The organism is Janthinobacterium sp. Ant5-2-1, from assembly GCF_001445815.1.
Taxonomy (GTDB): Bacteria; Pseudomonadota; Gammaproteobacteria; order Burkholderiales; family Burkholderiaceae_D; genus Janthinobacterium; species Janthinobacterium lividum_E.
In genome coordinates, this window is record NZ_LNCE01000031.1 from 42,291 (window position 1) to 56,351 (window position 14,061).

At 60.5% G+C, this 14,061-nt stretch carries 9 protein-coding genes and 1 tRNA gene; 1 reads left to right on the forward strand and 9 read right to left on the reverse strand.

The features are described from left to right. Positions 1-2: 2 nt before the first annotated feature. From ASN89_RS10995 to ASN89_RS11040, 9 genes are all read right to left on the reverse strand, one after another. A complete protein-coding gene (locus ASN89_RS10995; protein WP_058049306.1) occupies positions 3-1,580 on the reverse strand; it encodes an aldehyde dehydrogenase (NADP(+)) in 1,578 nt (525 codons plus the stop codon). Then, a complete protein-coding gene (gene araD1 / locus ASN89_RS11000; RefSeq protein ID WP_058049307.1) occupies positions 1,577-2,569 on the reverse strand; it encodes an AraD1 family protein in 993 nt (330 codons plus the stop codon). Before araD1 ends, ASN89_RS10995 begins: the two co-directional genes overlap by 4 nt. Before the next feature lie 12 nt (positions 2,570-2,581). Next, positions 2,582-4,324 carry an IlvD/Edd family dehydratase gene (locus ASN89_RS11005; RefSeq protein WP_034752921.1) on the reverse strand — a complete coding sequence of 581 codons (1,743 nt, stop codon included), beginning with the start codon at positions 4,322-4,324 and terminating at the stop codon, positions 2,582-2,584. Positions 4,325-4,520: 196 nt separating this feature from the next. Then, positions 4,521-5,591, reverse strand: a complete 1,071-nt coding sequence (locus ASN89_RS11010) for an aldose epimerase family protein (RefSeq protein ID WP_058049308.1) — start codon at positions 5,589-5,591, stop codon at positions 4,521-4,523. Between the two features lie 16 nt (positions 5,592-5,607). After that, the gene (locus ASN89_RS11015; RefSeq protein WP_046681928.1) at positions 5,608-6,549 is read right to left on the reverse strand and encodes a family 43 glycosylhydrolase; all 942 of its coding nucleotides are present in this window, start codon (positions 6,547-6,549) and stop codon (positions 5,608-5,610) included. A 24-nt stretch (positions 6,550-6,573) separates the two neighbouring features. Next, entirely contained in the window at positions 6,574-7,926 is a 1,353-nt protein-coding gene (locus ASN89_RS11020; RefSeq protein ID WP_058049309.1) for an MFS transporter, read from the reverse strand. A 109-nt stretch (positions 7,927-8,035) separates the two neighbouring features. Further along, positions 8,036-10,693, reverse strand: a complete 2,658-nt coding sequence (locus ASN89_RS11025) for a TonB-dependent receptor (protein ID WP_058049310.1) — start codon at positions 10,691-10,693, stop codon at positions 8,036-8,038. A gap of 521 nt (positions 10,694-11,214) precedes the next feature. Further along, positions 11,215-12,945, reverse strand: a complete 1,731-nt coding sequence (locus ASN89_RS11035; protein WP_200969023.1) for a DNA glycosylase AlkZ-like family protein — start codon at positions 12,943-12,945, stop codon at positions 11,215-11,217. Between the two features lie 98 nt (positions 12,946-13,043). After that, positions 13,044-13,119, reverse strand: a tRNA-Arg gene (locus tag ASN89_RS11040). A gap of 199 nt (positions 13,120-13,318) precedes the next feature. Between ASN89_RS11040 and ASN89_RS11045 the strand changes: the two genes are divergently transcribed. After that, complete coding sequence (locus ASN89_RS11045) at positions 13,319-13,879, forward strand: c-type cytochrome (RefSeq protein WP_046681924.1); 561 nt, start codon at positions 13,319-13,321, stop codon at positions 13,877-13,879. Positions 13,880-14,061 lie beyond the last annotated feature (182 nt).

The following is a 14,061-nucleotide window of genomic DNA, read 5'->3' on the forward strand; positions in this document are numbered from 1 at the left end:
GATTAAAGTTTACCCAGCACGCCATCGTGACGGCGCCAGATGCCCAGCGGATTATCGTCGCGCAGCGACTCCGGCAGCAAGTCTTGCGGCAGGTTCTGGTACGACACGGGACGCAGGAAGCGGTTGATGGCCGCCGTGCCCACGGACGTGCTGCGGCCATCCGACGTGGCCGGGAACGGGCCGCCGTGCACCATGGCCGTCGACACTTCCACGCCCGTCGGGAAACCGTTGGCCAGGATGCGGCCCACGCGGCGTTCCAGCACGGGCAGCAAGCGGCGCGCATCGTCCACGTCGCCGGCATCCATTTGCAGGGTGGCCGTCAGCTGGCCTTCCAGGCTTTCCGTGATCGCCAGCAATTGCTCGATGTCGCGGCAAGCGACCAACAGGGAAGCCGGGCCGAAGACTTCGTCACGCAGATCGTGCTTGGCCAAAAACGCTTCGCCCGACGTGACGAACAGAGCGGCGGCGCCCTTGCCTTCATCACCCGTGTTTTGCACCAGCGGCGTCACGTCGGCATGCTGCGCCAGAGCGGCAACACCCTTGGCATAGCTGCTGGCTATGCCGGCCGTCAACATGGTGGCGGCCGGCGCCGGCGCCAGCGCTTCGGCGGCAGCGGCGGCAAACGCCGTAAAGTCAGGGCCTTCCAAGCCCAGCACGAGGCCGGGATTGGTGCAGAACTGGCCCACGCCCATGGTCAGCGAGGCGGCAAAACCGCTGGCGATCGCCGCGCCACGGGCGGCCAGCGCTTGCGGCAGCACGAAGACGGGATTGATGCTGCTCATTTCCGCATATACGGGTATCGGTTGCGCACGTTCCGCCGCCACCTTAATCAGGGCGATGCCGCCCGAACGCGAACCCGTGAAGCCGACGGCCTGGATGGCGGGATGGGCCACCAGGGTCTGGCCGATGCCATTGCCCGTGCCCGTCAGCAGAGCGAACACGCCTGCCGGCAGCTTGCACAGGGCAATCGCTTTCACAATCGCGCGCGCCACCAGCTCCGACGTGCCCGGATGGGCCGAGTGGGCTTTCAGCACGACAGGGCAACCGGCCGCCAGGGCCGAGGCCGTATCGCCGCCGGCCACCGAGAAGGCCAGCGGGAAGTTACTGGCCGCAAACACGGCGACGGGGCCCAGGCCGACCATGCGCAAACGCAAGTCAGGACGCGGCGGCGTGCGGTCAGGCAGCGGGCTGTCGATGCGCGCATCCGTCCAGGAACCCTCGCGCAGCAAGCTGGCGAACAGTTTCAATTGACCGACCGTACGGCCACGTTCGCCTTCCAGGCGCGCGCGCGGCAAGCCGCTTTCCGTCATGGCGCGCACGATCAGGTCGTCGCCCAGCTCGAGGATTTGCGCGGCGATGGTGTCCAGAAAATCAGCGCGTTCCGCGTCGCTGGTGGCGCGGAACGGGTCGAATGCGACTTGCGCCAGGCGGCACGCCGCGTCGATTTGCGCGGCGTCGACCATGTGGAAAGCGGGCGCGATGTGGGCGCGCGCGGCCGGGTCCCACGCTTCGAAGGAGCCGCCATTGCCCTTGACGGCGACGCCGCCGATCAATGCATCACCGGTGATATTGAAACTCATAATGTGCTCACTTTCGCAAATTCGGTTGGGAAGACGTCGAGGCGGTTGCGCAAGGCAGGGCCAAAGGCCGGCGCTTCGATTTCAAAGGTTTCGCCCGGCGCCACGCTCACGCCATCGGCAAAGCTTAACGTTGCCGTGCCGAAGAAGTGTACGTGCACGTCGCCAGGGCGCTTGAACAGCGGATACTTGAAGTGATGGTGTTCCAGGTTGGCGATCGTGTGCGACATATTCTCTTCGCCGCTGACGAACGCTTTTTCCCAGCGCACATTGCCAGCCGCGTCCAGCACGCGCGAGGCGCCGGCGATATGCGCGGGCAATTCGCCCACCAGCAGGGCCGGGCCCACGCTGCAGGCGCGCAGTTTCGAGTGGGCCAGGTACAGATAGTTCTGGCGCTCCGTGATGTGGTCCGAGAATTCATTGCCGATGGCGTAGCCGACCCGGTAGGGCTGGCCGTCGTCGCCGATCACGTACAGGCCGGCGATTTCCGGCTCTTCACCGCCATCGAGGGCAAAGTCCGGCATGCGCAGCGGCTGGCCGCCGGCGCGCACGATGGAGCCGTCGCCTTTATAGAACCATTCGGGCTGGGCGCCGGCCGTGCCGTCAGCCGGCTTGCCGCCTTCCACGCCCAGGCGGAACATTTTCATCGAGTCGCTCAGGGATTCCGTGTCGCCGCCGATCTTCTTGTGCATGGCGTCGCGCGCGCCGGCGCTGCCCAGATGGGTCAGGCCCGTGCCCGTCACGTAGCAGTGCGCTTCATCGGCGTGGTCGAGCGGCGGCAGCACGCGGCCGGCAGCGGCCACGTCCGCATAGGAATGCGTGGCGGTGCCGACCGTGGCATTGACCAGGTCCGCCAAGCTCACCTTTTTGCGGATGGCGTCTTGCGCCAGCGCATACGTCGTGTTGTAGCCTTCGATGACGCGGATGGCGTCGTCTTGCAGCAGGCCGACGAGGCGGCCGCCGTGTTCATTCGTAAATTGCAGCAACAGCATGGGATTCTCCGCTTAGTGTGAGTGGCGCGGCACGGCGGAACCGCGATTGCCGACCAGGAAGTCGAAATCGCAGCCTTCATCGGCCTGCAACACGTGTTCGATGTACAGCTGCTGGTAGCCGCTCTTCGGCCCGGGCGCGCTGCCCAGTTCGCGGGCCGCCAGGCGCTCGGCGATTTCCGCGTCGCTGATGTCGATGTTCAGGCTGCCGTTGTGGCAATCGAGAGCGATCATGTCGCCATCCCTGACGATGCCCAGCGGGCCGCCGGCCATCGCTTCCGGCGCCACGTGCAGCACGACGGTGCCGTAGGCCGTGCCGCTCATGCGCGCATCCGAGATACGCACCATGTCGGTGATGCCTTGCGCCAGCAGTTTCGGCGGCAAGCCCATATTGCCCACTTCGGCCATGCCAGGATAGCCTTTCGGGCCGCAGTTCTTCATGACCAGCACGGAGTTCGCGTCCACATCCAGATCCGGATCAACGATGCGCGCCTTGTAATGTTCAAAATCTTCGAACACGACGGCCTTGCCGCGGTGCTGCATCAGGTGCGGCGAGGCGGCCGACGGTTTCAAGACGGCGCCGCGTGGCGCCAGATTGCCGCGCAACACGCAAATGCCGCCATCGGCCAGCAAGGGATTGTCCAAGGTGCGCACCACCTCGTCGTTGTAGATCGGCGCTTCGACGCAGTTGTCCCACAGCGACTTGCCGTTGACGGTCAGCGCATTCTTGTGCGGCAGCAGATCGCCCTCGCCCAGGCGTCGTATCACGGCCGGCAAGCCGCCCGCGTAGTAAAACTCTTCCATCAGGAAACGGCCCGACGGCAGCAAGTCGACGATGGTCGGCGTGCCGCGGCCTACCTTGGTCCAGTCTTCCAGCTCCAGCGGCACGCCGATGCGGCCGGCAATCGCCTTCAGGTGGATCACGGCATTGGTCGAACCGCCGATGGCGGCGTTGACCTTGATGGCGTTTTCAAACGCTTCGCGCGTCAGCACTTTCGACAGGCGCAGGTCTTCGTGCACCATTTCGACGATGCGGATGCCCGACATGTGGGCCAGCACGTAGCGGCGCGAATCGACGGCGGGGATGGCGGCGTTGTGCGGCAGGGACGTGCCCAGCGCTTCCGCCATACTGGCCATCGTCGAGGCCGTGCCCATGGTGTTGCAGGTACCGGCCGAGCGCGACATGCCCGATTCGGCCGACATGAACTGATGCAGAGTGATGGAACCTGCCTTCATCTGTTCGTGCAGCTGCCACACGGCCGTGCCGGAACCGATGTCCTTGCCATTGAGTTTGCCGTTCAGCATGGGGCCGCCGCTGACGACGATGGTGGGGATGTCGACGCTGGCCGCACCCATCAGCAGCGCCGGCGTCGTCTTGTCGCAGCCGACCAGCAGCACGACGGCGTCCATGGGGTTGCCGCGGATCGATTCTTCCACGTCCATCGACGCCAGGTTGCGCGTCAGCATGGCTGTCGGGCGCAAATTCGATTCGCCATTCGAAAACACGGGGAATTCCACCGGGAAACCGCCCGCCTCCAGGATGCCGCGCTTGACGTGCTCGGCCAGCTGGCGGAAATGTGCGTTGCAGGGGGTCAGTTCGGACCAGGTATTGCAGATGCCGATGATGGGCTTGCCGTGAAACTCGTGGTCAGGTATGCCCTGGTTTTTCATCCAGCTGCGGTACATGAAGCCGTTCTTGTCCTGCGAGCCGAACCACTCGGCCGAGCGCAGGGCTACCTTCTTTTTTGTCTCAGACATGCCATTCTCCTGGTTGTGCCATGCCGGATCTAATGTCGTCGGCCCGGGCAGCGATGTTGGAATACTAAAGAATCCTGCCATGCCTTTCCAATCAATTTTTAATGCGTTCCGATATCGAAAACGATATCCATCAGCACCAATGAAAACGCCCTGCGCGCGCGTGGCGGCAGGGCGTGGGCTGTTTTAGCGGCGGTGCTTACTCGGCGGAAAAGCGGTACACGGTTTGCGTTTGATACACCTGACCCGGGCGCAAAATAGTGTTCGGGAAGTGCGACTGGTTCGGCGAATCCGGGAAATGCTGGGTTTCCAGGCATAGCGCGCCGCGATAGCAGATGGCGCCTTGCTTGCCCTGCTGGCTACCGTCGAGGAAATTGCCCGAATAAAACTGGATGCCCGGCTCCTGCGTGTACGCCTGCATCACCCTGCCCGATTGCGGCTCGCGCACGGTGGCGGCCAGGTTCAGCCCGTGATCTGCCTGTTTATTGAGCACAAAGTTATGGTCGTAGCCGCGGCCGATGCGCAGCTGCTCATGCGGCAGAGCTATGCTGCTGCCGATGACGGTGCTCTGGCGCAAGTCGAACGGCGTGCCGGACACGTCCGCCAGTTCGCCCGTGGGGATCGACCCCGCGTCCACGGGCAGGTAGCGGTCCGCGTCGATGGACAACTCGTGGCCGAGGATATCGCCCTGCCCCGCCAGATTAAAATAGCTGTGGTTGGTCAGGTTGATCGGCGTGGCCTGGTCCGTCACGGCGTGGTAGCGCAGGTGCAGCGCATTGTCGTTGTCCAGTTCGTACACGACGGTGACGTCCAGCTTGCCCGGATAACCGTCTTCGCCGTGCGGACTGCTGCGCGTGAACGTGATGCCCACGGCATCGTCCCTGGTGAACGGCGCGGCTTGCCACATAACCTGGTGAAAGCCCTGATTTCCGCCATGCAAGTGATTCGGCGGGTTATTCACGGCCAGCTGGTAATCCTTGCCGTCCAGACTGAAACGTCCCTCGGCGATGCGGTTGCCGAAGCGGCCGATGACGGCGCCCAGGAAGGCGCTGTTGTGCAGATACGGTTCGATGCGATCAAATCCCAGCACCACGTCGGCAAAGCTGCCGTTGCGGTCCGGCACGTGGATTTCGCTGATGATGGCGCCAAAGTCGAGCACCTTGACTTGCATGCCGTGGCGGTTCGTCAGGGTAAATACGCTGACGTGCTGGCCATCGGGCAGGATGCCGAACGGCAATTGCGTCACTGAAACAGAATCAACTGGGGTCATGGCGTCGGTCCAGGTTTTACAGGGTCGATGAACGGCCAAACACAGGCATGCCTTGCGCATCCCAGCGCAACGGTTTGACAAAGGTGTGGCGATCCGGGTTCCACAGGGGGTCGCCAACGATTTCCGTGTAGGTGCGGGCATGGTACACCAGCAACACACCTTCGCCGGCCGTCGTGAAGCTGTTGTGGCCGGGGCCGTAGATGCCGTGCTCGTAGCAGGTGGCAAACACGGGCTCGGGCGACTTGCTCCACGCCGCAGGATCGAGCAGGTCGGACGTGTCATCGGCCCACAGCAAACCCATCGCGTAGTTTTCATCGGTGGCACTGGCGGAATAGCTGATGAAGATCTTGCCGTTACGCTTCAGCACGGACGGCCCTTCGTTGACCCAGAAGCCGCGAATTTCCCAGTCGAATTCAGGTTTACTCAGCATCACGGGCGGACCAGCCAGCTGCCACGGCGTGGCCATCGGCGCGATGTACAGGTTCGAATTGCCCTCGATGGCCACATCTTTCTGCGCCCACAAATAGTACAGCACGCCGTCGTGCTCGAACGTGGTGGCGTCCAGGCAGAAGGTGTCGATGCCCGTGTCGATCTGGCCCATGAATTCCCATTCGCCTTCCAGTGGATTCGCATTCGTATTGCGGATCGCATACATGCGGTGCTGGAACAGTTTATGTTTGATCTCGCGGCTTGGCGCGGCGGCGAAATACACATACCAGGCGCCCTGGTTGAAGTGCAGCTCGGGCGCCCACACCAGCTCGCTGTACGGCCCCGTTTCCGGTTTGTGCCACACGTCGACCGTTTGCGCGCCGGCCAGGCCGGCAATGCTGTCGGCGCGGCGCAGTTCGATGCGGTCGTACTGGGGCACGGACGCCGTAAAGTAATAGTAGCCGTCGCTGTGGCGGTAGATATGCGGGTCGGCGCGCTGTTCGATCAGCGGTTTCAAGACGTCTGCCATGTTGTTTACTCCATTCAATTATTCTTACGCCGCCACATAGCCGCGCTTGTGCATTTCCGATTTGACACCGCTGTAGTACTCGTCGCTGATGCGGTACTTGAACATCAGCAAGCCCATCAGCAAGTGGAAAAAGCCGGGGATGATCGACAGCATCAGGGCGATGCCGTTCAGGGCAAATTGCGTTTGCTCATGGTTGGGCTGGTAGTCGAAATACGCGAGCAGCACGCCGACCAGGCCGCCCGCGACCGCCATGCCCGCCTTCTGGCAGACGGAAATGCCGCCAAAGGCAAAGCCGGAGACGCGCTTGCCCGTCTTGACTTGACCGTAATCGATGGTTTCCGCGATGGCCGACCAGAACACGGGCGCGTGCAAGTCCACGACAAAGGACAGCAGGAAATACAGGGCGAAGGCCAGCACGGTATCGCTCGGCTTCACAAAGAAATAGATCGCCAGGCTGATCAGGGCGACGCCGATCTGCGTGTAGCGGAATAGTTTTACCTTGCAATAAAACTTGGTGATCCAGGTCGAAGCGATCATGGCCAGGATGGCGGCCACCACGCCCGTCGTGAGGAAGGCGGCCACGGTTTCCGTGCTACCGCCCAGATAGTATTTCGCGTAATAAATGGCGACCGAGCCGCGCACCACGTAACCGATGGTGCCCGTGACGCACACGCCGCACAGCACCAGCCACTGGTCGTTCTGCAGCAGCACTTTTAATTGCGCCAGCAACGATTGCTTTTCCACCACGTGCACGACGCGCTCGGTGGTGGAGAAATAGCAGAACAGGAACAGGGCCACGCCCATGACGGCCATCACGGCCATGGCCGCCTGGTAGCCGACGGCCGGGTTGCCGCCGCCCCAGCGCTGCGACAGGATCGGCACGACGATGGTCACCATGAAGGCGCCGATCTTGGCGAAGAACAGGCGGTAGCCGTTGGCCGACAGGCGGTCCTGCGGGTCGCTGGTCAGGCCGCTGATCAGGGAGATATACGGGATGCCCACGCCGGCCGTCATGATGGTCATCAGGATATACGTCGAGTATGCCCAGATCAGCTTGGCGTCATACTGCCACTCGGGCGTGCTGAAGACAAAGAAGACGCTGACGCCATACGGCACGGCCAGCCACAGCAGGTATGGACGGTAGCGGCCCGAGGCAAAGCTGTAGCGGTCGGTGATCTGGCCCATGACCAGGTCGGCGATGGCGCCGATGACTTTCACGGCCACGAACAGCAGGGCCAGGTCGGTGGTTTTCAAGCCATAGATATCGGTATAGAAAAAGGTGATGATCAACATCATCGACGAGATGACGACATTGAGCGCCATGTCGCCGGCGCCGAAGCCGACCTTTTCAACGGTAGATAATTTTTGCGTCTCCATGCTTTCCGTCCATTCTTTTTATGATGAATCGTGCGTGACTGCCCAACTGACAGGGGCGTTGCCGGCCGAAACCATGGCAACGCCCTTGATTTTTTACTGTGCGACCAACTTACATTTTCCAGCGCAGTGATAACCCTACCGTGCGGTCATAGCGGCGCGTATCGCGCGGATACACGCCCGCAGTGTTCCAGTAATCCTTGAACTTGGTGTCGAGCAAGTTATTGCCGTCGAGGGTCACGGTGAACTGGTCGTTGATCTTGTACGACAGCGAACCGTCGAGCTGGGCCGTCGGCGCCACTTTCAAATCCAGGCCGGGGCCGCCCTGGTTGTAGCTGTCGATGAATTTCGAGCGCCAGTTGTAGGCCAGGCGGCCCGACCAGGCGTCTTTTTCATACAGCAGCACCAGGTTGTAGGCATAGCGCGACACGCCCGTGATGGCGTGGCTGCCCGTCTCGTCGTCCGTGGTGCCGCTCATGTAGGTGCCGTTCGCTTGCAAGCCCAGGCCGCTCAACAGGCCCGGCAAGCCGTCATAAAACTGCTGGTAGCCAATTTCCAGGCCCTGCAGCTTGCCGGCGGCCGTGTTGTACGGGCGGTCCACGTCGTAGGTCTTGCCGGCAATGGTTTCGCTGGAAATGCGTTGCTGGATATAGCCGTCGAACTTGTGGTGGAACACGGTGGCCGTGACGGAACCGGCCGGCGCGAAATACCATTCCAGTGCCGCGTCAACATTGTCGCCCGTGACTGGTTTCAAGTTCGGATTGCCGCCCGCACCCGTCGCCTTCACCGTTTCCGTCGAATTGACGAGGGCCACGCCCGGGTTCAGCTGGGAAAAGCCGGGGCGGCTGATGGTGCGGCCCGCAGCGAAGCGGCCGACCAGATCCGAGCGCAGCTTGATTTTCAGGGCCACGCTCGGCAGCACATCGGTGCTGGCCGTGTCGCTGATGACAGGCGTGTAGACGCCATCTTGCGAACTGTTGCCTTGCAGGCTTTGCTCGGTGCGCACGACGCGCACGCCCAGGGTGCCGTCGACGGGATATTCGGCCAGCTTGAAGGCGATTTTCGCCTTGGTATAGATGGAATACGTCTTTTCCGTATCCTTGAAAAACGAGCCCGGGTCCATGGCGCGCGCCGCGCTGCTGCCCGTGACGGCTTCGCGGATGGTGCCCGTGTTATTGAGCAGGAAGCTGGCGCACGGCGTGTACCACTGCTTCAAGCCATAGTCGGGGCCGCCACTGGACATCGGTTCCGACAAGCAATTGAGGCCCGGAATCGACGTCACGCTCTGGCGGCCGAACGGAAACGCGGCGCCGGACACGTCCGGTGCTTCCGCATTGCCCTCGAAACTCTTGATTGATTCGGCTTCGCGCTTCACGCCGCGCAGGCCGACGCTGATTTCCTTGAAAATGCCACCGGCGCTGGGCGTGTACGCCAGGTCGGCACGCACGTCGTTCGAACTGCCCTGGTCCTTGCCGTAACGGTCGAAAAAGCCCTTCAGATAGTAATTCGACGGATCTTGCAAATCGCTGCCCGTGTAGTCGACGTGCAAGGTGCCGTTCTGGTTGGTATTGACGCGGGCATTCGGCACGACGGTAATCGCGTCGAGAATCGGATTGCGCCAGGCATACGTGCTCTTGGTGCTGGCCACTTCCGACGTGAAACGCCATTCGGGGTTGATATCCCACAAGCCGCCCACGGCAAATTGATGCGTCTTCGTCTGATTCTTGTTCGCCTGCGTCGACATGATGGTGTTGACGTTGGTGGACGTGAGCGTTTGCAGCTGGTTGGTGCCGGGAATTTTTGTTGCGGACACAGGCGTTCCCCACCATGGCAAGCCGACAAAGTAATCGGACTCGGCATCGAGCAGGAAGCGCGTGGCCATGCCTTCCGCGTACAACTCGACGTCGGCGTTCGGCCGCCATTGCAGCACGGCATTGGCGGTGGTGCGGCGGCGGTCGCCCTTGATCGGCAGCAAGCCCACCTGATCCGGCCCCGTCAAACCCGGCGACAGGAAGCTTTTATCCACGGGCGCCGTATTGAACGCGCGTTCCTCATGGTAGCGGTGCTGCTGCTGCGACAAGCCCAGCAGCGCGCCCACTTCGCCAATACTCGTCTTCCAGCGGTTCGACAGCATGCCGCTGATGTTCGGGTCGGTGGCCTTGGATTTGTCGCTGTAGACGGCGCGCGTATTCACGCTGGCCGTGAAATCCTTGAAATCGAACGGACGGTTGGTGCGCACGTCGATGATGCCGGCCACGCCGCCTTCGACCTGGTCCGCGCCCTGCGACTTGTACACGTCGACACGCTGCAGCATGGTGGCGGGAATGTCGGCCAGGTTGACGTAGCGGCCCGTGGTGGTGAACAGTTCGCGGCCGTTGAGCAGGGTCGTGACATCGCGCAAGCCGCGGATCATGACGGCGCTCGCCTCGCCCGAATCGCGGCGGATCTGGATGCCGGAAATGCGCGCCAGGGTTTCGGCCACGTTGTTATCAGGAAATTTTCCGATGTCGTCGGCCACGATGGAATCGATGACCTGATCCGAGCGCATCTTGATCTGCTGGGAATTCTGGGCCGAGCGGCGCACGCCGCTGACGGTCACGACCGACACTTCCGCCGCCGGCTCGGCACTGGGATCAACCGCCACCGCATCCTGCGCCCAGACCGAAGCCGTGCTCAGCAAGCCAGTACCGGCCAGTGCCGCAACGGCTGCCTTCAAGGTGAATGGACGAGGGGAAGTGGCCGCGAGCGGGCCGGTGGCGTTGCGCATCATGAATCTCCAGATATTGTATTGATATTTTTTGTATCGCTTGCATGTCGTTCGCATGCTCGGCGTTTATCTTAGGGGCTGGGCGATAATCTCTCCAATCAATTTTTCCACTGTTTCGATATCAATATTGATATCAGCGGCTGAAGGACTTTGGAGGTTGTAAACAGACAACGGCAGGGGCGTCAGGGACAAAAAAGTGACGGGAAGAGCGAATATGGAGGAGGACGCTGGGGCCTGACGAAAGTAGTGCCCTTGCTGGTGAAAGGCATACTGAGGGAAAACGACGGTAATTCCTCGAAAGGCGCCGAATGGGCCTTGCATGTACTGACGGATAGTGCCTTGGTCACAGGCCGGAATCCGGCCTCGTCGGGAGCGGCGGCGCGGACATTGTTGAATGTAACCCTCAGCCCAAACGGCCAGGGTGGGCCGTTTGGGCTTCTATGTAGTTCAATCTACTGGAATCACATACGGATATCCAAAGATGTCCAAAGATGTCCAAAATAATCCAAAAATATCCAAAACCATCAAAGCGATGTCGTGCCATCATTGGGCACATAATAAGCGGTACGGCGCTCACCCCGCTGCAAGAGTTGGCCAGACTCGCGTAAACGCTTCAACAAATTTTTCGCCTGCAGCGAAGTCAAGCGGCATAGCTCCGCCACCTCCGCACGCCGCACCGAACCATGTTGCTGTACATAGCTCAAAACCATTTGTTCCTGCTGAAGGCCACTGAACCCCATTTGCCGTGTATAGGCGGCTTTATCACCTTCAGCGCGGTACAAACCAGCTGCCAAAGTATACGTCCTGCCACGCGCCGTACCATGCGCCTGTGCCAATCCGGCCTCAACGAGTGCCTCGAGGGTACGCTTGGCTTGAGCAGGTTCACGCTGAATATGCAGCGCCAGTTCCTCCGTTGTCATGCGCTTCATGCCACGTAATGCGGCCAAAGCGATAAGGCTATCTATCGGCAACTCGCCACCGCGACGCCCTTCCTCTTCAATCACACGCTTCAGGAATGCCTCATCCCCATCCGTCGTATCCAAACGCAAAACAACGTTAGTGCTATCAGTGCGACGATAATCGGGCTCGGATCGTCCAAAGCGTAGCAGCCCCCGATAAATTTTATCAACACCACGACCAGAACGCTCAACCAAGCCTATGCGTTTCATAGCATCGGCCAAGGCTCGATTTCGCGGTCGCGGCTCGGTCGTCAATAAATTTGCCAAGGTGACGCCATCCACCAGACCGCCTGGATTACTGATCGTCAATCCATCATCATCCATACGGACATGCACTGCCCCCAAGCAATGATAGTCCCGATGCACCAAGGCATTTGCAACCGCTTCCCGAAAAGCACCGAAGTCTACCTTGGGTACCGGGACACGAAAAAGATCAACTTGAATCTCACGTTCGGGGTTATAAGGACGAAAATTCGTTTCCAGCCAATCTAATGCTTTTAGCAAAGGAAAGCGGCGGAATTCATTAAATGCCACCGCCTCGCGTGCCAACACCTGAAAAGCAAATTCGTGTGTGGGAACCAATTCGTTCAACGCTGCTTCCCGGCCAATAAGGAGGAGGCCAGCCAAAGTCGGTGCCCGGCGACCATCGCTCAAGCGCGCGGTGAAACCCAAAGCACCATCAAGCGCTTCGTCATCGAGTTCCAGCAACACGCGGTCGCCGCCATATTGCTGCACGCTCTGGCGCAAGCGTTCCCTCTCCAATGGATCGAGATCGCTCAACGATGCCCCTGCGACTATTTGTGCTGATGCATCCATCAGACCAAAACTGCTAACCCGGCTGGCACGATCATGCGGCAACATGGCCACGCATTCTGGCTGTCCATCAGCCTTGATGCGGCGCCGGAGATAAGTACCCGAAGTAGTTGCTACCTCACCTGGGGCCTTGGGAACAGAGATACAGGCGACACGAACTTCACCCACGATAGCAATCTTGAAATTGACCACCAAGGAGGGTGATGTTCGGGCCGAGATGAGTCCTGCCAGTCCAGTCAATTCCAAACGTTCGGCATGTAATCCAGTCGGAGTGCCATCATCCTCTACCCCTAGCCATAACTGTCCACCCTCGGCATTTGCAAGGCAGATTACCGCTTCAACAAGCTCACGATCGGGCAAGCGCTTACGGTCGCTCTTGAATTCGACCGTCAGTGATTCGACCAGCGGTAGCTCGAGGATCATTTGCAATGGCTCTTTGCTTGAATAGAAAAATAAGGCATGACTACATGAAAGATACATCATGGCGCAGGCCGCGTACATCCACGAAATGGCTAACCATCTAAAGTATTAATCAATGAACAGCAAGAACCCGGAAGGAAAACGTAAGGTCTTGATTTGTCTGGTGCGGCTGGCGGGGATCGAACCCACGACCCTTGGCTTCGGAGGCCAATACTCTATCCACTGAGCTACAGCCGCGTAGGGGGAATTTCTGAAGTGATGCGAAGGATACCGTTTTTCTTTACCTACGTCTACGGAAACTGTCGTATCGCTGGCAATTGCATGTCACTGCTCAATTTTTGTGCCTATAATTGTGGGTTTCATAAAGGTTTACATCCAAGCATGTAAAAATGCTACCTTACACGGCCATCAGTTTCAAATCTGGACTAAGGACATCATGAGCGACGCACATAACGAACAACAATCAGCGATCAAAACGCCTAAACAATTGCTTGCCGCCGTAGCTGGCTTCTTCCTCATCACCGTCATCGGCATCATCCTGCTGGTGCAGTTCGTCACGGCGCAAAAACTGACGGGCGCCGGTACGGACAGCCAGTCGCCGGAAGCCATTGCCGAGCGCTTGAGCCCAGTTGCCAACGCCGGCTTTACCTTCAAGGATGCCAGCGGTCCGAAAGTGCTGCAAAGCGGCGAAGCCGTCTACACGGCGACCTGCGTGGCTTGCCATGGCGCCGGCGTGGCTGGTGCACCGAAATTTGGCGACGCGGGCAGCTGGTCGGCCCGCCTGGCCCAAGGCTACGATACGGTCCTGAAACACGCCATCGAAGGCCTGCGCGCCATGCCGGCCAAGGGCGGCAATCCCGACCTCGACGATGTGGAAGTGGCGCGCGCCGTCGTCTACATCGCCAACGCGTCGGGCGGCAAGTTCAAGGAACCCGAAGTGCCGGCACCGGCCGCTGCTGCTGATGGCGCTGCTCCTGCAGCCGAGCCTGCCAAATAATTCAGCCAGCGCGCTGAACCAGGAACCGCCCGGATGGGCGGTTTTTTTTCGCCTACGCATAAGCACGCGATTTGTCGGATTACGCGTTTCGCCAATCCGACCTACACGACGTTCACGACGGACGTGAAAAAGCCGCCCGGCTTGATAGCGGGGCGGCTCGATGCTAGCGCGTCAGCACTGCT

Excerpts from the sequence above, each read along its gene's own strand:
- ASN89_RS11010 (WP_058049308.1), bottom strand. The coding sequence starts at position 5,591 with ATGACCCCAGTTGATTCTGTTTCAGTGACGCAATTGCCGTTCGGCATC.
- ASN89_RS11015 (WP_046681928.1), bottom strand. The coding sequence starts at position 6,549 with ATGGCAGACGTCTTGAAACCGCTGATCGAACAGCGCGCCGACCCGCAT.
- ASN89_RS10995 (WP_058049306.1), bottom strand. The coding sequence starts at position 1,580 with ATGAGTTTCAATATCACCGGTGATGCATTGATCGGCGGCGTCGCCGTC.
- ASN89_RS11020 (WP_058049309.1), bottom strand. The coding sequence starts at position 7,926 with ATGGAGACGCAAAAATTATCTACCGTTGAAAAGGTCGGCTTCGGCGCC.
- ASN89_RS11005 (WP_034752921.1), bottom strand. The coding sequence starts at position 4,324 with ATGTCTGAGACAAAAAAGAAGGTAGCCCTGCGCTCGGCCGAGTGGTTC.
- ASN89_RS11025 (WP_058049310.1), bottom strand. The coding sequence starts at position 10,693 with ATGATGCGCAACGCCACCGGCCCGCTCGCGGCCACTTCCCCTCGTCCA.
- ASN89_RS11035 (WP_200969023.1), bottom strand. The coding sequence starts at position 12,945 with ATGATGTATCTTTCATGTAGTCATGCCTTATTTTTCTATTCAAGCAAA.
- ASN89_RS11045 (WP_046681924.1), top strand. The coding sequence starts at position 13,319 with ATGAGCGACGCACATAACGAACAACAATCAGCGATCAAAACGCCTAAA.
- araD1 (WP_058049307.1), bottom strand. The coding sequence starts at position 2,569 with ATGCTGTTGCTGCAATTTACGAATGAACACGGCGGCCGCCTCGTCGGC.